The 19,617-nt window shown below is 47.3% G+C and carries 18 protein-coding genes and 3 pseudogenes; 10 read left to right on the forward strand and 11 right to left on the reverse strand.

Annotated features, from left to right (window positions below; translation table 11 throughout):
* The 6 genes from A3SI_RS03320 to A3SI_RS03340 form a co-directional block, all read left to right on the forward strand.
* Window positions 1-1,695, forward strand: a 1,695-nt coding sequence (locus tag A3SI_RS03320; protein ID WP_040670025.1) for an RHS repeat domain-containing protein, incomplete at its 5' end; no start/stop codon positions are given.
* 79 nt (window positions 1,696-1,774) lie between these two features.
* Complete coding sequence (locus A3SI_RS03325) at window positions 1,775-2,854, forward strand: RHS repeat-associated core domain-containing protein (RefSeq protein ID WP_156810144.1); 1,080 nt, start codon at window positions 1,775-1,777, stop codon at window positions 2,852-2,854.
* A gap of 62 nt (window positions 2,855-2,916) precedes the next feature.
* Window positions 2,917-3,351 carry a hypothetical protein gene (locus A3SI_RS03330; protein ID WP_009053627.1) on the forward strand — a complete coding sequence of 145 codons (435 nt, stop codon included), beginning with the start codon at window positions 2,917-2,919 and terminating at the stop codon, window positions 3,349-3,351.
* Between the two features lie 243 nt (window positions 3,352-3,594).
* Complete coding sequence (locus A3SI_RS21455) at window positions 3,595-3,729, forward strand: transposase (RefSeq protein ID WP_009053628.1); 135 nt, start codon at window positions 3,595-3,597, stop codon at window positions 3,727-3,729.
* Window positions 3,730-3,735: 6 nt separating this feature from the next.
* Complete coding sequence (locus A3SI_RS20120) at window positions 3,736-3,921, forward strand: hypothetical protein (protein ID WP_009053629.1); 186 nt, start codon at window positions 3,736-3,738, stop codon at window positions 3,919-3,921.
* 160 nt (window positions 3,922-4,081) lie between these two features.
* Complete coding sequence (locus tag A3SI_RS03340; protein WP_009053630.1) at window positions 4,082-4,624, forward strand: hypothetical protein; 543 nt, start codon at window positions 4,082-4,084, stop codon at window positions 4,622-4,624.
* Window positions 4,625-4,638: 14 nt separating this feature from the next.
* On the opposite strand, the gene A3SI_RS03345 is transcribed toward A3SI_RS03340, so the two are convergent.
* From A3SI_RS03345 to A3SI_RS03370, 6 genes are all read right to left on the reverse strand, one after another.
* Window positions 4,639-5,100 (reverse strand): TolB-like translocation protein, encoded by a 462-nt coding sequence (locus tag A3SI_RS03345; protein ID WP_009053631.1) that lies wholly within the window; start codon window positions 5,098-5,100, stop codon window positions 4,639-4,641.
* A 614-nt stretch (window positions 5,101-5,714) separates the two neighbouring features.
* Window positions 5,715-6,197: a DUF6252 family protein gene (locus A3SI_RS03355; RefSeq protein WP_009053633.1), complete on the reverse strand. Its 483-nt coding sequence runs from the start codon at window positions 6,195-6,197 to the stop codon at window positions 5,715-5,717.
* 83 nt (window positions 6,198-6,280) lie between these two features.
* Window positions 6,281-6,787 carry a hypothetical protein gene (locus A3SI_RS03360; RefSeq protein ID WP_009053634.1) on the reverse strand — a complete coding sequence of 169 codons (507 nt, stop codon included), beginning with the start codon at window positions 6,785-6,787 and terminating at the stop codon, window positions 6,281-6,283.
* The gene (locus A3SI_RS20125) at window positions 6,787-7,110 is read right to left on the reverse strand and encodes a 2Fe-2S iron-sulfur cluster-binding protein (RefSeq protein WP_238531574.1); all 324 of its coding nucleotides are present in this window, start codon (window positions 7,108-7,110) and stop codon (window positions 6,787-6,789) included. The genes A3SI_RS03360 and A3SI_RS20125 overlap by 1 nt, the downstream gene beginning before the upstream one ends.
* On the reverse strand, window positions 7,059-7,886 hold the full coding sequence (locus A3SI_RS03365; protein ID WP_238531575.1) for an FAD-binding oxidoreductase: 828 nt from the start codon (window positions 7,884-7,886) through the stop codon (window positions 7,059-7,061). Before A3SI_RS03365 ends, A3SI_RS20125 begins: the two co-directional genes overlap by 52 nt.
* Before the next feature lie 167 nt (window positions 7,887-8,053).
* A complete protein-coding gene (locus A3SI_RS03370; protein ID WP_009053635.1) occupies window positions 8,054-10,324 on the reverse strand; it encodes a DUF5916 domain-containing protein in 2,271 nt (756 codons plus the stop codon).
* Between the two features lie 176 nt (window positions 10,325-10,500).
* Between A3SI_RS03370 and purB the strand changes: the two are divergent.
* Window positions 10,501-11,822, forward strand: a pseudogene (purB, locus tag A3SI_RS03375) (adenylosuccinate lyase); the annotation flags it as partial.
* Between the two features lie 19 nt (window positions 11,823-11,841).
* Here purB and ctlX read toward each other — a convergent pair.
* From ctlX to A3SI_RS03400, 5 genes and pseudogenes are all read right to left on the reverse strand, one after another.
* The gene (gene ctlX, locus A3SI_RS03380) at window positions 11,842-12,780 is read right to left on the reverse strand and encodes a citrulline utilization hydrolase CtlX (protein ID WP_009053636.1); all 939 of its coding nucleotides are present in this window, start codon (window positions 12,778-12,780) and stop codon (window positions 11,842-11,844) included.
* A gap of 85 nt (window positions 12,781-12,865) precedes the next feature.
* Window positions 12,866-15,393, reverse strand: a pseudogene (locus A3SI_RS03385) (ATP-dependent Clp protease ATP-binding subunit).
* A 2-nt stretch (window positions 15,394-15,395) separates the two neighbouring features.
* Window positions 15,396-16,115 carry a WbqC family protein gene (locus A3SI_RS03390; RefSeq protein ID WP_009053637.1) on the reverse strand — a complete coding sequence of 240 codons (720 nt, stop codon included), beginning with the start codon at window positions 16,113-16,115 and terminating at the stop codon, window positions 15,396-15,398.
* 8 nt (window positions 16,116-16,123) lie between these two features.
* Window positions 16,124-16,752 (reverse strand): annotated as a pseudogene (locus A3SI_RS03395) (L-threonylcarbamoyladenylate synthase).
* 35 nt (window positions 16,753-16,787) lie between these two features.
* Window positions 16,788-17,189, reverse strand: a complete 402-nt coding sequence (locus A3SI_RS03400) for a (deoxy)nucleoside triphosphate pyrophosphohydrolase (RefSeq protein ID WP_009053640.1) — start codon at window positions 17,187-17,189, stop codon at window positions 16,788-16,790.
* Window positions 17,190-17,266: 77 nt separating this feature from the next.
* Between A3SI_RS03400 and mltG the strand changes: the two genes are divergently transcribed.
* From mltG to A3SI_RS03415, 3 genes are read left to right on the forward strand one after another with little or no spacing between them, the layout of a single operon-like run.
* Window positions 17,267-18,313: an endolytic transglycosylase MltG gene (gene mltG, locus A3SI_RS03405; RefSeq protein ID WP_009053641.1), complete on the forward strand. Its 1,047-nt coding sequence runs from the start codon at window positions 17,267-17,269 to the stop codon at window positions 18,311-18,313.
* Window positions 18,313-18,732 (forward strand): acyl-CoA thioesterase, encoded by a 420-nt coding sequence (locus tag A3SI_RS03410; RefSeq protein WP_009053642.1) that lies wholly within the window; start codon window positions 18,313-18,315, stop codon window positions 18,730-18,732. The genes mltG and A3SI_RS03410 overlap by 1 nt, the downstream gene beginning before the upstream one ends.
* The gene (locus tag A3SI_RS03415; protein WP_009053643.1) at window positions 18,722-19,597 is read left to right on the forward strand and encodes a YihY/virulence factor BrkB family protein; all 876 of its coding nucleotides are present in this window, start codon (window positions 18,722-18,724) and stop codon (window positions 19,595-19,597) included. Before A3SI_RS03410 ends, A3SI_RS03415 begins: the two co-directional genes overlap by 11 nt.
* Window positions 19,598-19,617 lie beyond the last annotated feature (20 nt).

Raw genomic sequence — 19,617 nt, forward strand, 5'->3', positions numbered from 1 at the left:
AATCAAAACAATTTACCCACCTATGCAAATACCGTGCAGGTTCATGAATTGCTTATTCAAAATTACTATGATAGCTATGAAATAGAAGGGATAACACATACGTTTAATACTTCTTTTTCGCATCATTTTATCCAAGCACCGACTCCTAGTCAGCAGCGACATGGAATGCTTACGGGGAAACGGGTACGTGTTCTCGGAACCAATTCCTTTATAGTAGAGGTGTCTTTTTATGATGCCTACGGAAGGCTCATTCAACAAAAGCGGGAAAATGGCTATGCTGGTGGTACCAGCTATCAGACTTTTTCTTATGATTTTGTTGGGAATATTTTACAACAGCACGCGTATCAGTCTTTTCCTAATTCTAGTAATTACCCTGTTTTAGAGGTATTAAGTTCGTTTACGTATGATCATGGGAACAGGCTTAAGACGGTTTATAAAAAGATAGGCGCTGCTCCGGCCCAATTAATAGCGAGTTATAGTTATGATGAATTAGGTCAGTTAAAACAAAAGCAATTAGGGGGATTAGAAACAATCGTCTACCATTATAATCCACGAGGCTGGTTAATTGGAATTAATGATCCGGATAACTTAGGGAGTTCTAGCTTTGGGATGCGACTGTATTATGACTATGGGTATACGCAGGCCAGTTATACAGGGAATATAGTGGGTCAACGCTGGAAAAGTGCCTTGGATGGTGTTTTGCGCAGTTATGGGTACACGTATGATGATGCCTCACGATTAAAAGGTGCTACTTATCGTTCTTGGGGCGGTAGTAGTTGGACGGGGGAAGTGGACAGGTATAGTGTGGAGAATTTACAATACGATGCAAATGGTAACATTACCCAACTACGGCGTCGTGGAGAGCGTTCTGCGGGTGTCTTCGGCTTGGTGGATGATTTGAGCTACACCTATTCTGGAAATCGTCTATTGCGGGTAGCGGACCAAGTGCCTCATCAGGAAGGCTTGGAGGATTTTAAGCAACGTAGTGGAGCTACTGTCGCCTATGAATACCATGCGAACGGAACCTTAGCACGGGATTTAAACAAAGGGATGACGAGTTCTATTAGCTATAATCACTTACAGCTGCCGATGCATATCCCTGTAGGGATCGAAGGATCTGGGAGTTTGTCTTATGTATATACGGCCGAGGGAGAAAAATTAGAGCAAAAAGTCTTTCAAGGAGGTCAGTTGCAAAAAACGCTATCCTACTGGAACGGATTTGTCTATGAGGGAGGACTTTTACAGCATTTTCGTCATGAGGAAGGGAGATTTATGCTCCATTCAGGTTCGCAGTTGCTCACAGAGTTCGAGGTTCGGGATCATCTGGGTAATGTACGTCAGGTATTGCGTTCTCCCGAGACGCAAACATGGATGGCGACTTTAGAACACGAATCGGCATGGCATGAAGAGGAGGATTTTGAACACCTTCCGGAGAGTCGTCAGCAGGATTATCGACACAACAGTACCCCTGGAAGTACCCAGGTAGCTTGGTTGAATGCAGGTCGAGGACGTTCTCTAGGTCCTGTTCGGTATCAAGAAGTCCAGCGGGGTCAACGTTTAAGATTTTCTGTACAGGGAAAGTTTGAAAGTCCAGAAAATAGGCTTATTTTGCCTTTTACGGGAGGATTATCTACCGTATCGAGCGGTTTGGCAAGCGGCATATCCGTAGGATGGGGGTACAGTTTTCGGGAGTGATGGTGTAGGGTTAGGATTGTTTTCTTTTCTCCGAGCGCTAGTATTAGACTTAGGAAAACAAGCGCCACCTGCGGCATATATGCGTTATGTGCTGTATGATCGAGATAGTGTACCGGTTCAGGAGGGACGGCAGCTGTTGAGTAGTTCGTCACGAAACAAGCATGAGGTTTTGGAGGACAGTGTTCAGGTCACCTCAGATGGTTATTTGGAATTATATGTTTTAAACGAGACGAGTCAGGATGCCTGGTTCGATGATTTAACGGTCAGTCAAAGTGGCCCCATCATTGTGCAGGAGCGCCACTACTATCCGTTCGGCATGCAGCTCAGTGGACTCCGTTACGATTACCAAGGGCATGATAATCGTTACCTCTACAACAGGAAGGAACTCTTAGATGACCTGAACCTAAACCTGTATGACTTTGGAGCGAGATATTTTGACCCGGTAATAGGACGATGGACCAGTGTTGACCCGTTGGCAGATGTTGCTCCAGGTTGGTCACCTTATAGAGCTTTCTACTGTAACCCAATACGATACACAGACCCAACAGGGATGTTAGAAAGCACTCATACCGATGAAGATGGGAATGTGGTAGCAGTTTATGATGATGGAAATAATGGAGTTTACAGACATAGTGGCAAGGGAACAAAAGCAGAGAAATCAGTAAAATCGAATTATAACAAGAACAATACAAGTGCAGGTGGTGAAAAAATGGGAGAGTCTTTACACTCCTTAAGTTTTGCTGACCAAAATTTATATAATAAAACGGGAAAGGTTAAACAGGCAGATATAAAAATCGATTTTGGCTCTACTGAATTAACAGATAAGGTTCAAGGAATAATCGATGCAAACCCATCACTGGTTGAATATGCGGGAAAGGCTGGGACAAACGGGGACTGGGATTTAAAAAGTAACACTTCAAATGGTTCTTTGCTATATGGAAAATATGCATCTCCACGGGATGCGGGAAATTTTGCTGCTGGTGCAGTAGCGCAAATGTCAGGTTTAGAACCTATTGCTCAATTTGGTTATGGTGCTTACAATATGACCGGTAATAGCAAACCTTTAACAGGTTTAGTCACTGGTGTCGTTGGACTAACTACTTTGATTAATCCACCTTTGGGTTTAGGTGCTGCTTATTTAATAGGGAAGTATGGTTAGGATAAACTAACTCAAAGATCAATTGATTTAGGGAAACAATTTATAAAAAGAAAATAAGTGAGATGGTTAGAAGGGTTATGGTTATAATTTTATCAGTTATTGGCTTTGTTTCCTGTGATTCTAAGGTTGAAATCGTCTATAACTACAAAGACATCGTGATTAAAAGAGTCGATAAGAATGGAAAAACAATTTTTTATTATGATGAAATTAGCAAAGATAGCCCTAGAATTTGGGTAGAATATTCCGGGATTAATGACGGCTTTTCTTGTTATTTGAAATTTGATGAAAGTGGTAAAGTGAGTATTCTTTCGGGAGATGGTTACTTCCAGACAATCAACGATGACACAACAAAATTTGAATATAGAAGAATAGCAGCATATCAACGTCCTGAATTAACGGAAAATGTTTACTTTGTTCAAAATGCTATCAGATATGAACAAGAAAAAAATAACGGATCTGTAACTAAAGTAAATGTTGCTTATCCAATAAAATACTAACCAAAAACCTGGCAATTTCGGGTTTTTTGATTAAAGTGCAGTGATATTCTTTTGCAGGTAATCTTTAAATCGTTTTTTGGAAACAAAGTATCCGTTCGACGAACCCCATATTTTCTGTAGGCGAGGGATTTTGTAGTCTTGCGGAATGAAAAGAAGAGATAAAGAGTTTTACCAGGAGCTTTACTGTATTGGCCCCCTAATTAATCGGACGTAAATTAGTTAAAATTCCGTAAACTTACGTTTATGAAAAAGAAGACATTTTCTAAAGAAGAGAAGCTGAAGGTACTTGAAGAGGCAAAATCGAGCGGAGTTCCGGCTACTTTGGACAGGTATGTGTCTAATAATCCCGCTACCTATTACAGCTGGAAAAAGAAGTAGGAAAATATGGGAGAAAAGGGTTTCCTGCATGGCATGACACCCGCGCATCTCAAAGAGATCAAGAGGCTTGAGAAGGAGAACGAGCTGCTCAAGAAGCTGTTGGCCGAAAAGGAGATTGAATCTCACCTCAAGGATGATTTGCTAAAAAAGAAGTATCCCCGGGTGCACGGAACCTTAGCACGGGATTTATAATAAAGGGATAACGAGTTCTATTAGCTATAATCATTTACAGTTGCCGATGCATATCCCTGTAGGGATCTAAGGATCTGGGAGTTAGCTCACAGAGTTCGAGATTCGGGATCATCTGGGTAATGTACGTCAGGTATTGCGTTCTCCCGAGACGCAAACATGGATGGCGACTTTAGAACACGAATCGGCATGGCATGAAGAGGAGGATTTTGAACACCTTCCGGAGAGTCGTCAGCAGGATTATCGACACAACAGTACCCCTGGAGGCACCCAGGTAGCTTGGTTGAATGCAGGTCGAGGACGTTCTCTAGGTCCTGTTCGGTATCAAGAAGTCCAGCGGGGTCAACGTTTAAGATTTTCTGTACAGGGAAAGTTTGAAAGTCCAGAAAATAGGCTTATTTTACCTATTACGGGAGGATTATCTACCGTATCGAGCGGTTTGGCAAGCGGCATATCCGTAGACGGGGGTACAGTATTCGGGAGTGGTGGTGTAGGGTTAGGATTGTTTTCTTTTCTCCGAGCGCTTGTGATAGACTTAGGGAAACAAGCGCCAACTGCGGCATATATGCGTTATGTGCTGTATGATCGAGATAGTGTACCGGTTCAGGAGGGACGTCAGCTCTTGAGTAGTTCGTCAAGAAACAAGCATGAGGTTTTGGAGGACAGTGTTCAGGTCACCTCAGATGGTTATTTGGAGTTGTCTTAAGCATCCTAGATGTGCTAATGAACCATCGAGGCCTTGACCAAAGCCCTGGAGCCCGAGGTGTCTGTTACAGGAAAGACGAGCGCTCCACCATTATCTGTCCAAGAAATCCCCATCCCGAAATCAGTTATACGCATCCCTGGCTGGCTAACACCCAAAAAAGTCACTTGATGTAGAGCTCCAGTAAGCATATCCAAAGTCCAGATTTGAGGAATTCCCGACCTTTCGGAAACAAAAGCCATTCTAGTGGGGTCGAAAGAGGACAGAGAGGGAGCAGAATCATTCCACTGAGACACTAACACATCAACCTTTTGCCCTCCTCTACTTCCATCAAAGCCGAAAATATGATACACGGGTAAATCATCGAATACCTGTAAATGATCCACAACCACCATTTCATTGATTCTTGAAGCATCCAGTCCCCTAAATACCGGAAGATTGGTAATCAACGTAACCCCATCAGCAAAGGAGGTAAACACAGAACTGCTATTTCCCGAAAAATTCAGCAGTAATGCTGTAAATCAACCGCCTCCCATCCGAGGACCAATTCGGTTGATTGGCATTTCTCCGAACCAATCGTGCGAAATTTTGCATTCCAGGTCTTTTCACCAATAAATCATAGGGGCTGGCTTCTGCAGAGGGTATGCACCGCCAACCATTACACATCTGGAAATTTCCCCACATGAATAAGATATGGTTATCTTCAGTCAATTCCGAAAGTAAGGAAGCTCGAGCTAAAGATACCCCTTCAGGAATAGGGTCATCCCAGCGTTCCTCGCAGGAAGCCAAGGTTAAAAGGAAATACACCCCAAGAGTCAATCCCCAAAAAGCTTTCTTTACTCGTGATCTCAAACCCACATTTACCTCGTTAAATGCATCCCCTACCTTTCCCATTCTGATTACGCAAGAATCGAAGGCTGCGCAATAAAACCCAAAAGCCCCAAAAAGGTGTTTCGTGTTTTTTTGAGCTATCTATTTATTGGACATAAGTAAAGGCAAAAACGCTACGGACAGGGAGAATCTTAAAGACAAAGAAAATAAGCGCCAAAATCAAGATACCACCAAGTAAAAAAAGTAATACTGCTTCAGGCCATTAAAACAATTTCTTTTTTACCCGAAATACGCCTTCCGTAAGTTGCTTTACATCTCCGGTTTGCGTATCCACAACAGTGAAAGCGAAAGAACCTTCGATAAACTGCTGTTCAGGATCGTACTTTCGAATCGTAATATGTCCCTCTCTCTGGCCGGTACTGATGTAATTTCCCTCTGGGCTTTGGTAAACACCCCTCACGAGCACATCTCCTGTGGACTGCACGCTGTAGGTCTGTTCACGCAGCTGCTGCGTAAATATGTGCAGCTGAAACTCTTCAGCCGTATCGGACCGGGTCCCTACCAGGGTGTACCCCCCCGTATCTGTGTAGTAGCAGAAAAGCTCATGATTCACATGAAAAGGCATTCCATCTACTTTGGCACTGAAAAAGTAATTATTTACTGTAGGTGCCTCGTTTTCAGAAACACAGGCCGTAAAAAAGAAGCCTACAAAGAAGAGGAGCAAAAGTCGAGTGATTAATTTCATATTTGAAAAATTAAATTTTTCAAATAAAAACGATTTCTACCAACTCTCCAAATATTTCTTACAAAATAGCAAATTTCTACGGATCAACCGATGCGCTTCCGTAGCTGCTCCACCATTTTACGCTCCTCGCCTTTTAGACGCAACAAACGCACGATGCGATCCGCTGTAGGTTTACCTAATGACATAAAAATAATGACTGCCGCAAAGCCTAGGGTGAACATGGGGTCTTGGAAAAAGAAAAGCCCCGCTGTTAGCAGCAGCCCACTGATAAAAAGCGTCACAAAACGCTGTACACTGGCATCCGCATACCGCTCCATCTTCTCTTCGATCGGCATGTGCACACGCTCCTTCGCTGGCTTTATCGCCCGATGAAAGCGTACGTAATGCACCGCGATAAGGCCGATGCTTCCCCATAATAGCGCATCCCGCAGCCACAAAGATAATTCCGGAACGGGCACCTCCACTACATCACTGGAAACATAGAGATACACGATAATAAAAGGCACTAAAGGAACTGCGATAAGCGCCATCACCACTTTTTCTGTAGCTTCAAAACGCTTTCGCAGTACCGCATTTTCTAAATCTTCCATTACTCAATTATGATTTTAACATCGTCGCTCTCCGGCTTGGCCGAGCAGCAGAGTACATAACCTTCGGCCAACTCTGCCTCACTTAGGCCCGCATCTTCTGACATTGTGACCTTTCCCTGAATCACACGCCCACGACAGGCCGTACATAAACCACTCTGGCAGCTGTAGGGCATGTTTAACTCTTGATCTAAGCCCGCTTCCAAAATGGTTTTCTCTGGATTTACCTCCACTTGGTGCTGCTGCCCTTCTAACTCTATTTCCACTGTACGTGTCAGTGCAGGACCTGTGGCTTCCGTACCCTCCGGGAGTGGCTGTTTTTCCAAATAAAAACTCTCCTTGATGCGCTGTGCTTTGGGCCAGCCGGCCCCTCTAACACCCCCTCGGCCAGTAGCATCAGCTGCTCAGGACCACATAAAAAGGTCAAATCCTGCGCCCCCACTGTGCTCAGCCCATGGGCATCCACATAGGCCTGTAAGCCGGCGGCATCCATCCTTCCCGAAAAACCACTTTCTGCTCGCTGCTCCCTGCTAAGAAAATGTAGCACCTGAAGCCGCTCACCGGACTCCCGCTGAAGCTTCGCCAGTGCCTCACGGAAGATAATCTCCTCATGGGTTTTGCTGGCATACAGCAAATGAATCTTTGACAGGGGCTCATTCACTAAAATAGACTTGATAAGGCCCATCATCGGCGTAATCCCACTCCCTCCAGCGATCAGAAGAAACTGGCGCGCATTTTTACTATGAAAATTACACGTAAAATTCCCTAATGGCTTCATCACCTGGATGGTTTTGCCAGGGAAAATCTGGTTATTTAGATAGTTGGAGACCAAGCCACCCGGCACGCGCTTGACAGCGATAGCGGGGAAGGGATCCACGAATGGACTCGTGCATAAACTATACGAACGGCGGACTTCCTTGCCCTCCATCGATAAAATCAGGGTCAAAAACTGCCCCGGCTGATAGGCCAAGTAAGGCTCAGGCTGTTCGAAATGAATGCTAACCGTATCTTCTGTCTCCCGAACCACCTCGCGCACGCGCAAAGACAGGTAGGTAGGAGCCGTTTCCTCTTCTTTTTTCTTTCTCTTAAATAATCCGAACATGTGCAGCTGCTTATGATAGGCCGTTTAAAACCCAAAATTACACGTGCTTTCTGAATTTTGGGCATGAACGGCACTTTATTCCTTTAGGGAACAACAAATAAATCGGAAACAGGTTCGATTTTTTCCATCAAAAGCCGCGTCTTCGGGAGGCCGAAGCGAGAGACTGCCTAAACGTTTAGCCAGTAGGTTAGCTTGAGGACCAGAGCCCGATTTTTCACCAGCATATTTTCTGGCGAATAATTATCGGTATACACGATAAACAGATCCGAAACTGGCTTAAAGCGCCACTGAAAGCGCGTATTAACATTTATATTATCGATCTGGTTGTTATACTGCACGAAGGTACTAAGAAACACCTTATCCGTGAAGGCCATCTCCACGCGGGGACCGATCAGCCAGAGGTCCGCACTGTTATAGGGCGCTGGGAAGCGCAAAATATTATGCTCGGCGGCTAAGGAGACATTGCCGTAAGGCTGAAACCTATAGTTTAAAAAGGCATTAAAGTAAGTCCTCGTGCCGTTAAAAAAGCCCCCATTATAGGCTGAAATGCTGTAGTTAAACAGGGCGCGGCGATCCGATGTATAGGTGGCCCCATAACGGGTGAAGCGGAAATCAGAGCCTGTAACCAGCCGCTCCCCTCCCGTACGTGTAGGGTCGAAAGGGGCGAATAAATACACATATTCATTAAATACGCGTGCTTGGAAACTACTCGTATTTTTAAAGTAAAGGCGATACACAAAGCTCACTTTTTCATCGGTCTTCTGCCCGAAGTCATCATCGGTGTACAGATCATACATCACCTGAAAAGTCTGCTGGAAAATTTTCGAGCTTTGGCCATGAAGAACACGGTAACGGACAAAAGGCTCCAAACGCCAATACCCCCGACGCGGAACAAAACCAGTCTCCGCATTAAAGCCTTCGCCGACATATTCATGATTCCAGTGGATGGTCCAGTTTTTCGTATTGTAGCCCAGATAGCTCCCATGTGCACGCGCATCCCCCTGCTGATCCGGTGAAAAAGACTGGTGATAGAAGAATTTCCCCGTCCACTTATTGTCTTTCGATGCCAAATTATAGTCCAGTCCCGCCACACGATTAAAGGCGGGTCTCGGATTACTTCTATCCAGCTCTGGGTTCGTCGTGTTCATGCGGTTCACGAAAATCGCCCCTATGTTAGAGCGGGAAAACACCTTGCGCTGGACAGAGGCCACGGTAAAGTTTTGACCCGGAAAGCCGATTCCTTCCTCCTCAGCGGTCTGCATATTCATGACCCCCAGCCGGGTATTATCCCCCAGATTTCCATTTAAACGCGCACCATACAGAATCCTGTTGTTCGTACTCCGCCCGATACTGTCCGTGGCGATCCCAATTCTCCGCGAGAAGAAAGGTCTTATTTGGCGGAAGCCAAAATCCCCAAAAAGGTCTTCATTTTCGAGGAAAAACTGCCTGCGCTCCGGAAAAAATAGCTCAAAGCGGTTCAAATTGGTCTGCTGCTGGTCTACCTCTACGGTAGAAAAGTCAGGGTTAAAGGTCAAGTCCAAATTCATGGAGGGGCTTAGCGCTATTTTCGCATCGAAGCCTGCATCCATACCTCCCGCATAGTGCTGATCGGTACGGAAATCACGAGAAGTGTTCGCGGCTATATAGGGAATGACAGCGATGTTCGTTCCGGGCTTGCGGAGTGGCTGCTCCCAGTTTAAATCCCCCGTAAAGGCCAGACTGGTGTAGCGCTGATTCACCGGGACAGGTGCCCAGGTGCTGCGCTCAAATGTCTTGCGATCGTTCCGGATAAAATTCGCCTTCCAGTACGTAGCGCCTTCCGAGTAGCGGAGGGTCTTAAAGGGAATCGCCATCTCCACCTCCCAGCGATCGTCGTAGCGCGTCACGGCGGAATACCATTTGTTATCCCATACTTGGGACACCCGCTCTCCATTATTGATCAGCCCTTCCATCTGCACATTATAGGGATTTACGGCGAAGATAAATCCATTTGTCCCGTCATCATAAGGACCTAAAAGGATAGCGAAAGCATCGTTTTCGTCAAAATTAAAATCCCGTCGTAGGGAGGTGATCACATAATCTCCGGATTGATTTCCCGTATACAGCACAGCCCCCACATACATGAAGTCCTCGTCATACTTGACGTACACCTCGGTAGGCTGACTAGCAGGCAGGCCCTCATTCGGCATCTGCTGGATAAAATCGCCCATCATCTCGGCGCCTTGCCACTCGGCTTCATCTAGCTGCCCATCGAGCATAATCGTGCCCAGCATCTTCAGCACCTGCACATCGAGTACCTTCTCCTGCTTGTCGCGCCGCTTTTCTGACGCCTCCTTCTCTTTCTCCTTTTTATCGCCACCGGCCTGAGCTACTCCCCCGTAAAGAGCGAGTAGCAGCACAAAAATGAGCCGGTAGATAGACGCTGGGTTTATATCCATAATGCAAGGCTAACACATTTTCCTGTCTGATGTTTGAGTACTTTTTTTTTTCGGCATAAGACAGTGAATGAGGGAAAAAAATGCATGCTGAATGGAGGGCATTTTTATGCAAAAGCCCGCAAATTAAAGCGGAATGGCGTACCTTTAGCCTTTCGAATTTAAAACCCTTTTACCCCATGAATTTAAGCCATCTGAGTGCGATTAGCTCCGTGGACGGTCGCTATGGCCCGAAAACTGAGCCCCTCCGTGCCTATTTTTCTGAATTTGCACTCATTAAATACCGCGTGCATGTAGAAGTAGAATATTTTATCGCCCTGTGTGCTTTGCCCTGCCGCAGCTCGCAAGCGTAGAGGCCAGCGTCTTCCCTCAGCTTCGTCAACTGGTAAAGGACTTCTCCGAAGAGCAGGCAGCCGCCATTAAAGCGACAGAGGCAGTCACGAACCATGACGTAAAAGCAGTGGAGTATTTCTTGAAAGATTTTTTCGACCAGCTCGGACTGCAAGCCTATAAAGAATTCATCCACTTCGGCCTGACCTCTCAGGACATTAATAATACCGCGACGCCGCTCATGCTGAAGGAAGGCTTAGACGCAGTACTTTATCCCATGCTGCAGGAAGTACGGGAACTTCTATCCAGCCGCAGCCAAGCGTGGATGCAGATTCCCATGCTAGCGAAAACGCATGGCCAGCCCGCTTCCCCCACGACCTTAGGGAAAGAATTTCAGGTATTCGTGGCGCGCCTAGAGGAACAGCTCGCGCTGCTGGCACAGGTGCCTTATGGGGCAAAGTTCGGTGGAGCCACTGGAAACATGAACGCACACGTGATCGCTTTCCCACATATCGACTGGCATGCCTTCGCGAAAAAATTCGTGGAAGAAGGGCTCGGGCTGAAGCGGAGCTACCCGACCACCCAAATCGAACACTACGATCACTTGGCCGCTCTTTTCGATGGCTTAAAGCGAATCAATACCATCCTAAGTGACCTCTCGAAAGATGTATGGCAGTACGTCGCCATGAACTACTTCAAGCAGAAGATCAAAGCCGGGGAAGTGGGCTCCAGCGCCATGCCGCATAAGGTCAATCCGATCGATTTTGAAAATGCGGAAGGCAACCTCGGTATTGCCAATGCCCTCTTCGAGCATCTGTCTGCTAAGTTGCCGATTTCTCGCCTGCAGCGCGATCTTACCGACAGCACTGTCCTACGCATCATCGGCGTACCGATCGCCCATACGCTAATAGCGCTGGACTCCCTGAAAAAGGGCTTGAACAAGTTAGAACTAAATCAGGCCGCCATTGACGCTGATTTAGAAGACAACTGGGCCGTGGTAGCAGAAGCCATCCAGACGATTTTGCGCCGCGAGGCGTACCCTTCCCCCTACGAAGCCCTGAAGGCGCTGACGCGTAAAAACGAAAAAATCACGCAGCAGACCCTGCATGCCTTTATAGATACCCTACAAGTTTCGGACCCGATTAAAGAAGAACTGAAGGCTATCAGCCCTATAGCTATATCGGCCGCCCTTAAACGCGGGGCAGGAAAATTTCGGCCAACATGCAGCGGACGCTTCCTCCTCCTAATCGCTCGATGGTAGGGATTTCGGGGATGAGGAGTCCGCTCTGTTTTTCGAGCTGCCGAACTTGGCTGGGCTTCAGACTCTCATAGGCTGTCCGAGATAAAACCGTATAGGTATCCCCCGAGCGGGAGGCGAGCTCCAGCATATTTCCTGCGAAGGCTTGCACCTGCTTGGGCTTGATCGGCAAAATCGCCTTTCCCGCCTCCTGGAGCTGCTGGAGGAGGAGGTGCTGCTCTGCCTTACTCGGCAAAGTATCTAAAGCCACCACTGCCAAATTTTTCCCTATGTGCATCATGACATTAGTGTGGTAGATGGGATAGCGCTGCCCTTCTAGCTCCTGTTCCGCCTGGAAAAGTGTATAGGGAGCTCCTAAAAGCTCACTCAAGTAGCGCAGTGGCACCTCATGCGTCCGTTCCGAGCGACAGGCGTAGATGCGATGTGCCGCACGATCCATCACGATGCTGCCAGTACCCTCTAAAAACTGTCCGCTTTCCTCGAAGAAACTTAGATCGATCACCTCCTCCACGCGGAAACCTGCTTGGATCAAAGATTCGATGCAGTCCAAGCGTCGCTCTAGCCTTCTGGTAGGCGCCAACATAGGATATAAAATGACGCGTCCGTCGGTATGCGTGCTAAACCAGTTATTCGGGAAAACTGCATCCGTTTTTACCGGACTGGGCGTATCCGCCACCTGCACGACCTGAACGCCGACTGCTTCCAGTTGCTGCACGAAGGCATCAAATTCGGCACGTGCTAGTTCCGCGATCGTCTCGGCTGCCCGGGGATCAGGCTGCTGGTACTTGTTATCCGCTGCCGTCTGGGGGTTAAACCCAAAATGCGCTGGGCGGATCATTAAAACAGTATCGGTAAGTGCTGGATGCTGCATCGTTTTTAGTTTGTCGTAAGGATTTTGGATGAAAAAAAGGCGCTACCCCGAAAGATAGCGCCTTTTTCTATCGCTTTCAAGAGACCTATTCGGCCTTTTCTTTTTTCTCGATGGTGATCGTAAGATGCTCCCCCTCGCCGGTATAATCGGCACGGATGACATCCCCTTCAGAGAGCTCTCCTTTTAAAATCTCCTCCGCCAAGGCATCTTCGAGGTATTTCTGAATGGCTCTGTTCAGTGGACGCGCCCCATACTGCTGATCGTAGCCCTTTTCGGAAAGGAAATCCTTCGCCGCATCGGTCAGTTCGATCTGATAGCCCATGTCTGTAATGCGGCCGAACAGCTTCTTCAGACTGATATCGATAATCTGATGGATATGCTCCTTGTTAAGAGAATTAAAGACCACTACATCATCGAGACGATTCAGAAATTCAGGAGAGAAGGCCTTTTTCAGGGCGTTTTGGATGGTCGACTTCATCACCTCATCCATATTTTCCTGTTTCGCCTTCGGCGCAAAACCGATTCCCGCTCCGAAATCCTTCAGATCACGAACCCCAATGTTCGAAGTCATGATGATGATCGTGTTTCGGAAATCCACACGTCTTCCTAAACCATCTGTTAAAATACCATCATCCAGCACCTGCAGGAGAATGTTAAACACATCAGGGTGCGCTTTTTCGATCTCATCCAGTAGGACCACTGAATACGGCTTTCTTCTGACTTTTTCGGTCAGCTGGCCACCCTCTTCATAACCCACATATCCTGGAGGCGCTCCCACGAGGCGGGAAACCGAGAATTTCTCCATGTACTCGGACATATCGATACGGACTAAAGTATCCTCTTTGTCAAAGAGATACGTCGCCAACTTCTTAGCTAACTCCGTCTTGCCTACTCCGGTAGGCCCTAAGAAGATGAATGAGCGATCGGCTTTTTCGGATCCTTTAGGCCCACACGTGTGCGCTGGATGGCCTTCGTCAATTTCTTGATTGCTTCATCCTGACCTACCACAGAACCTTTTAGCTCCTCCGGCATATTCAGCAACTTAGCCCCTTCGTTTTGGGCGATACGCTTCGCAGGCACACCGGTCATCATCGCGATCACCTCAGCTACGTTATCTTCCTCCACGCTATAGCGCTTCGTCTTGCTTTCTTCTTCCCACTGCTGCTTGGCTCTTTCGAGCTGCTCGAGTAGTTTTTTCTCCTTATCGCGAAGCTGCGCTGCCTCTTCGTACTTTTGGCTCTTCACTACGCGGTTTTTCTCCACCTTAATCTCCTCTACTTCCTCTTCTAACTTGAGAATGTTTTCGGGCACAGTAATATTGTTAATATGCACCCGTGCACCGGCCTCGTCAAGAATATCGATCGCCTTATCTGGAAGGAAACGATCAGAAATATAGCGATCCGATAGCGTCACACAAGCCTGAAGGGCTTCTGGTGTATACACCACATGGTGGTGATCCTCATACTTGTTTTTAATGTTATTCAGAATTTGCAGTGTCTCTTCCGGAGTGGTAGCGTCTACCATCACCATTTGGAAACGACGTGCGAGGGCTCCGTCCTTTTCGATATACTGTCTGTACTCATCCAGGGTAGTCGCTCCGATGCACTGGATTTCTCCACGAGCCAAGGCCGGCTTAAACATATTAGAGGCATCTAAAGAACCACTAGCCCCCCCTGCTCCTACGATGGTATGTAACTCATCGATAAAGAGGATGACATTAGGGGATTTCTCCAGCTCATTCATGACCGCTTTCATGCGCTCCTCGAACTGTCCGCGGTATTTTGTTCCCGCCACGAGAGAGGCTAGGTCCAGGGTGACCACGCGCTTATTAAACAGCACGCGAGAAACCTTTTTCTGCACGATGCGAAGAGCTAAACCTTCCGCGATCGCCGTCTTACCTACTCCTGGCTCCCCGATGAGGATAGGATTGTTTTTCTTTCTTCTGGAAAGAATTTGCGCTACGCGCTCGATTTCTTTCTCCCGACCGATGATCGGATCTAACTTGTCCTCTTCGGCCATTTTCGTTAGGTCACGGCCGAAATTATCTAAAACCGGCGTACGTGATTTTTCATTTGAGGCTTTGGAACTTCCCGAAGAACCGCTACCCGATGAACCGAACATTTTCGCACTATCCTCATCCGGATCGTCCGCTTCTGCTCTGTTCCTTGCGTTTGAATCTGTTTGAAATTCCAGCATTTCTTTTACTGCGTCGTAAGTGGTGTCGAATTTGTGTAATATCTGAGTGGCTATATTATCCTCATCACGGAGGATAGAAAGGAGTAAATGCTCCGTACCGATCAGTTGACTCTTAAAGATCTTAGCTTCTAAATAGGTAATTTTTAGCACCTTTTCAGACTGCCTAGTAAGCGGGATGTTGGCGAGATTTTTAACGTTATGGGTCGCAGTTCCTTTTACGGCTCTTTCTACTGCATTCCGTAGCTCATCTAAAGGAACTCCTAATTTCTTTAGAATGGAAACAGCCACGCCTTCACCTTCGCGAATCATCCCTAACAAGAGGTGCTCAGTGCCGATATAATCGTGCCCTAAGCGCAGAGCCTCCTCGCGACTAAGCGAGATCACCTCTTTGACTCTATTTGAAAATTTTGCTTCCATTTCTATCCTTTCTCTTTTACTAAATCTTTCCTAATAATATGGATTATGTATGAAAAACACAATCCCATTAACGTTTGTTCACTATTTTTTTTTCGGCTTCTCTTCAGAAAGTCCGAAGCTTCAGGCCCTGTACAAAACAATAAGTCAATGATACTCAAGTTAGGTACGAACCCCGATCCGAACACTTGTGTGTAGGGAACCGCTTGAAATTCTGAATCTACAGCAGCCATTCCCTTCGCTTGTACGTGTCCACGTAAGTCTTCCATACGCAAATCTTCAGCCACTCCCGCTATAGGGACTACCGCACAGTTCCACTGCAGCATTTTAAGACAAGCTGTCAGTAACCCTAGGTTTAAATCCAGCAAATGTGTCCGATTTTCCTCAAAGACTCTTTCCAGCTCCGGGAAAAAGTACTCGAAGAAGGGCGCTTTGCCGTAGGCAGACTGAATAGAGCGCAGATGATTCGCCTTCCAGCGCTGCCCATAATCGATTTTTACCGAGGCATAGGGAGCGAATACAAAAGGCACCTTCACCGGTATCGTCAGCCGCTCTACCTTGTTGGCAAGAAGTACCTGACAGCGATTGCGATAGGTCTGCTTTCGATACGGGGCCGAAGTATCCACATATACGCAAGAAGTCTCCAGAAGGGTACTAAAATAGGCTACATTCGGAAGATAAAAGAGATCATGCAGGACAGCATTTTCAGGAGCTTTTTCGTTCATGGCGCAAGTTAGAGGATATCCTCTAAAGTACCTAAGCCCTGCCGCAAAACTTCGATCTCCGAACCGGAGCAGTCGATGATGGTGGAGGCCACGTTCTTGCCATAGCCCCCATCGATGACCACATCGACGAGATTTTGATACTTTTCGTAGATCAGTTCCGGATCCGTGCTGTACTCGATCACCTCGTCTTCATCATGAATGGAAGTAGTCAGAATAGGCGCGCCCAGCTCCTTCACCAGTAAGCGTGGAATCGAATGATCCGGCACGCGGATCCCCACAGTCTTTTTCTTGCTGTTCAGCAATTTCGGCACCTGGTTATTCGCCTCTAAAATAAAGGTGTAAGGGCCTGGAAGACCTTTTTTCATCATCTTAAAAACAGGCGTACTCAGGGCACGAGTGTAGTCGGCTATGTTACTGAGGTCATAGCAGATAAATGAAAAATGATGTTTCTTGGGATTAATCCCCTTTAGCTGTGCGATCCGCTCGACCGCCTTTTGATTATGAATATCACAGCCCATCCCATAAACCGTGTCCGTGGGGTAAATGATCACCCTCCATCGCGCAAAATCCGCACGATCTGGTCGATTTTTCGCTGGTCCGGGTTTTCCGGGTATAGTTTGATAAATTGTGCCGTCATAATGCTTCTCTTTAAAGGAAAACACGAAGCAGGCCCTATCGGTTCGAAGCATCGAGAAGTTCACGCACCTGCTTCACCACCGGCAAGTCCGCATCCACCCAATTTAAATTGTTCAAAAGTTCTACTTTCACCCAGCGAATCTGCCGGTGTTCCTTGACGATGAGCTGCCCCTTATCCTTTAAACAAACAAAAGGGTGTAGCTTCACCATCGGGCCATCTACATAGGCGTGCACCACGGACTTTAAAGAAGTGATCACCTTTACCGTGATGTTTAACTCCTCTAAAAGTTCGCGCCTTAACGCCTCTTCTGCACTCTCTCCCTCCTCAATTTTGCCGCCCGGAAACTCCCATTTCAGCGCATGCGCTTGCCCATGATTGCGCTGCGCGCAAAGGACAAATCCATCGGAAAGAACTACTCCACAACTGACGGGTATCATGTTATCTGTTTTAAGTGATACTTACTACGTTAAAAAACCGTACTTTTGTTATTAGGAAATAAGCCCTCTACCAAATTATGTTTGAAGATAAGAAAATTCGTTGGTATCTAATAATTATCATTACATTTTCTGTTTTAACGATTTCATTAACATTTTACTTCTACCAGGCCTTTTTCAGTCCGAATAGCCTAATAGACAAAGATACGCCTGTTTTCGTGGAAATTTACCCAGAAACAGACTTCCAGGAACTGGCAAAAAATCTTTACGAGGAGGAAATAATTCATGATCTCTTAACCTTTAGCTTCGTGGCCAAGCTCATGAATTACCAGGAAGCCGTGCGCTCAGGACGCTATGAGGTGCGCCCACGGATGAGTAACATACAGCTGGTGCGTCTGCTGCGCTCAGGAGCTCAAACGCCCGTTCGGCTGACCTTTAACACCATCCGCACAAAAGACGATCTGGCTGAAAAGCTGGCCGCCCCGCTCTTTTTCGAAAAAGAAGACATGCTGCGCCTTCTCAAAGACGATGCCTACATCGGCAAGTTTGGCGTGGATAGCAGCACCGTAGTGGCCCTCTTCATCCCGAACACCTACGAAGTGTACTGGAATACACGGCCGGAAACACTCTTCGACCGCATGTATCAGGAATATAAGCGCTTCTGGAATGAAAGCCGCATCGCCAAAGCCGAAGCACTGGGCCTCAGCCCCTTAGAAGTCAGCACCCTCGCCGCGATCGTGCAAGCAGAAACCGTAAAGGCAGACGAAAGACCCCGCGTGGCAGGCGTGTACCTGAACCGCCTGCGGATCGGCATGCCCCTACAGGCAGACCCAACCCTGGTCTTTGCCAGCGGCGACTTCAGCCTCCGCCGCGTCCTGCAGGTGCATAAGGAAATCGACAGTCCGTATAACACCTACAAGTATGCCGGATTACCTCCTGGGCCTATAAATGTACCCGAGATCTCCGCCTTAGAGGCCGTTCTGAACCCAGAATCCCATGAATATTTGTATTTTTGTGCGAAAGATGATTTTTCAGGCTACCATGCTTTCGCCAAAACGTTTAACGAGCACCTGGTAAATGCCCGCCGCTATCAGGCCGCCCTGAACCGAGCTAAAATATATCAATAATGTTTACAGGAGAGACTACTTTGCGCGTGCGCTATGCCGAAACCGACCAGATGGGCTATGTATATTATGGAAATTACGCTATGTACTTTGAGGTCGGACGCGTGGAAGCCCTGCGCCAAATCGGTTTTTCCTATAAGGAAATGGAAGCTGCCGGGATCATGATGCCCGTGCTCGAACAGCATACCCGCTACCGCAAGCCCGGCCGCTACGATGCGCTGCTGACCATAAAAGTACGCATCCCCGAGATGCCGGGCGTGAAAATCCGCTTCGAATACGAGGTCTTCGACGAGGAAGGACAGTGCATTACTGAAGGGTACACCCTGCTCACCTTTACTCGTACAGACACCCATAGACCCTGCCGCCCTCCCCAAGACCTACTGGCACTGCTACGTCCCTATTTCCCTGATAATGAAGCTTAAAACCTACTACAGGCTTGGGGTCTGGCGGCTGTATCGCTATGGTAAAAAACTGCGCCACCTGCACTTCGGCAACCCAGACCAAAACCTCTACGATGTCTCCAAAATCTTTATTGCACAGCTGCGGAAGGATGAGCTGCTCGAAAAAGCTGAGGCCATGGCCTTTAGCTTCACGATCGCTATGTTTCCGCTGCTGCTGTTTCTGCTGAATATCATTCCCTACATCGACTTTTTCTCCGATGAACTGAACACAGAAAATATTCTGCTCTTCATCGAAGGCTTCATTCCAGAGGCGATCTATAAGGAGGCGGAAGGCACCATAGAAGATATCGTCTCGAAACCCCGACAGTCCCTCCTCTCACTGGGCTTTTTTCTGGCGCTCTTCCTGTCCACGAATGGCGTCATGTCCATGGTTAACGCCTTTAATGCCGTCTACAAAACACGCGAAAACCGCTCCTACCTAAAGACCCGATTTATCGCTGTAAGCATCATCGTCGCCCTGGTTTTCACCATCGCCGGCGCTTCCCTGATCATGCTCCTGGGCAGCAAAGCCCTCTACGAAATCTCTAAACTGGACTTCGTTAGCACGGGCGTCTACGTCTTTTTGCTCGGGGTGCTGCGCTTTCTGGTGCTCCTTATCGTCTTTACCACCTCGGTCGCCTTTATTTTTCGGGTGGCACCCGCCGTACATGACAAGTGGAAATTCTTCTCCCCCGGAAGCCTCACCGCAGGACTCCTCATCACCATCGCCTTCTACTTTTTCAGCTATTATCTGAATAATTTCGCGGCCTATAACAAGCTCTATGGCTCCATCGGTGCATGGTGGCCGTCATGCTGTGGCTCTTCATTACCAGCCTTATCCTCCTAATCGCTTTTGAAGTAAATGTA

The organism is Nitritalea halalkaliphila LW7 (assembly GCF_000265075.1).
Taxonomy (GTDB): domain Bacteria; phylum Bacteroidota; class Bacteroidia; order Cytophagales; family Cyclobacteriaceae; genus Nitritalea; species Nitritalea halalkaliphila.

Excerpts from the sequence above, each read along its gene's own strand:
- A3SI_RS03325 (WP_156810144.1), top strand. The coding sequence starts at position 1,775 with ATGCGTTATGTGCTGTATGATCGAGATAGTGTACCGGTTCAGGAGGGA.
- A3SI_RS03330 (WP_009053627.1), top strand. The coding sequence starts at position 2,917 with ATGGTTAGAAGGGTTATGGTTATAATTTTATCAGTTATTGGCTTTGTT.
- A3SI_RS21455 (WP_009053628.1), top strand. The coding sequence starts at position 3,595 with ATGAAAAAGAAGACATTTTCTAAAGAAGAGAAGCTGAAGGTACTTGAA.
- A3SI_RS20120 (WP_009053629.1), top strand. The coding sequence starts at position 3,736 with ATGGGAGAAAAGGGTTTCCTGCATGGCATGACACCCGCGCATCTCAAA.
- A3SI_RS03340 (WP_009053630.1), top strand. The coding sequence starts at position 4,082 with ATGGCGACTTTAGAACACGAATCGGCATGGCATGAAGAGGAGGATTTT.
- A3SI_RS03355 (WP_009053633.1), bottom strand. The coding sequence starts at position 6,197 with ATGAAATTAATCACTCGACTTTTGCTCCTCTTCTTTGTAGGCTTCTTT.
- A3SI_RS03360 (WP_009053634.1), bottom strand. The coding sequence starts at position 6,787 with ATGGAAGATTTAGAAAATGCGGTACTGCGAAAGCGTTTTGAAGCTACA.
- A3SI_RS03365 (WP_238531575.1), bottom strand. The coding sequence starts at position 7,886 with ATGTTCGGATTATTTAAGAGAAAGAAAAAAGAAGAGGAAACGGCTCCT.
- A3SI_RS03370 (WP_009053635.1), bottom strand. The coding sequence starts at position 10,324 with ATGGATATAAACCCAGCGTCTATCTACCGGCTCATTTTTGTGCTGCTA.
- ctlX (WP_009053636.1), bottom strand. The coding sequence starts at position 12,780 with ATGCAGCATCCAGCACTTACCGATACTGTTTTAATGATCCGCCCAGCG.
- A3SI_RS03390 (WP_009053637.1), bottom strand. The coding sequence starts at position 16,115 with ATGAACGAAAAAGCTCCTGAAAATGCTGTCCTGCATGATCTCTTTTAT.
- A3SI_RS03400 (WP_009053640.1), bottom strand. The coding sequence starts at position 17,189 with ATGATACCCGTCAGTTGTGGAGTAGTTCTTTCCGATGGATTTGTCCTT.
- mltG (WP_009053641.1), top strand. The coding sequence starts at position 17,267 with ATGTTTGAAGATAAGAAAATTCGTTGGTATCTAATAATTATCATTACA.
- A3SI_RS03410 (WP_009053642.1), top strand. The coding sequence starts at position 18,313 with ATGTTTACAGGAGAGACTACTTTGCGCGTGCGCTATGCCGAAACCGAC.
- A3SI_RS03415 (WP_009053643.1), top strand. The coding sequence starts at position 18,722 with ATGAAGCTTAAAACCTACTACAGGCTTGGGGTCTGGCGGCTGTATCGC.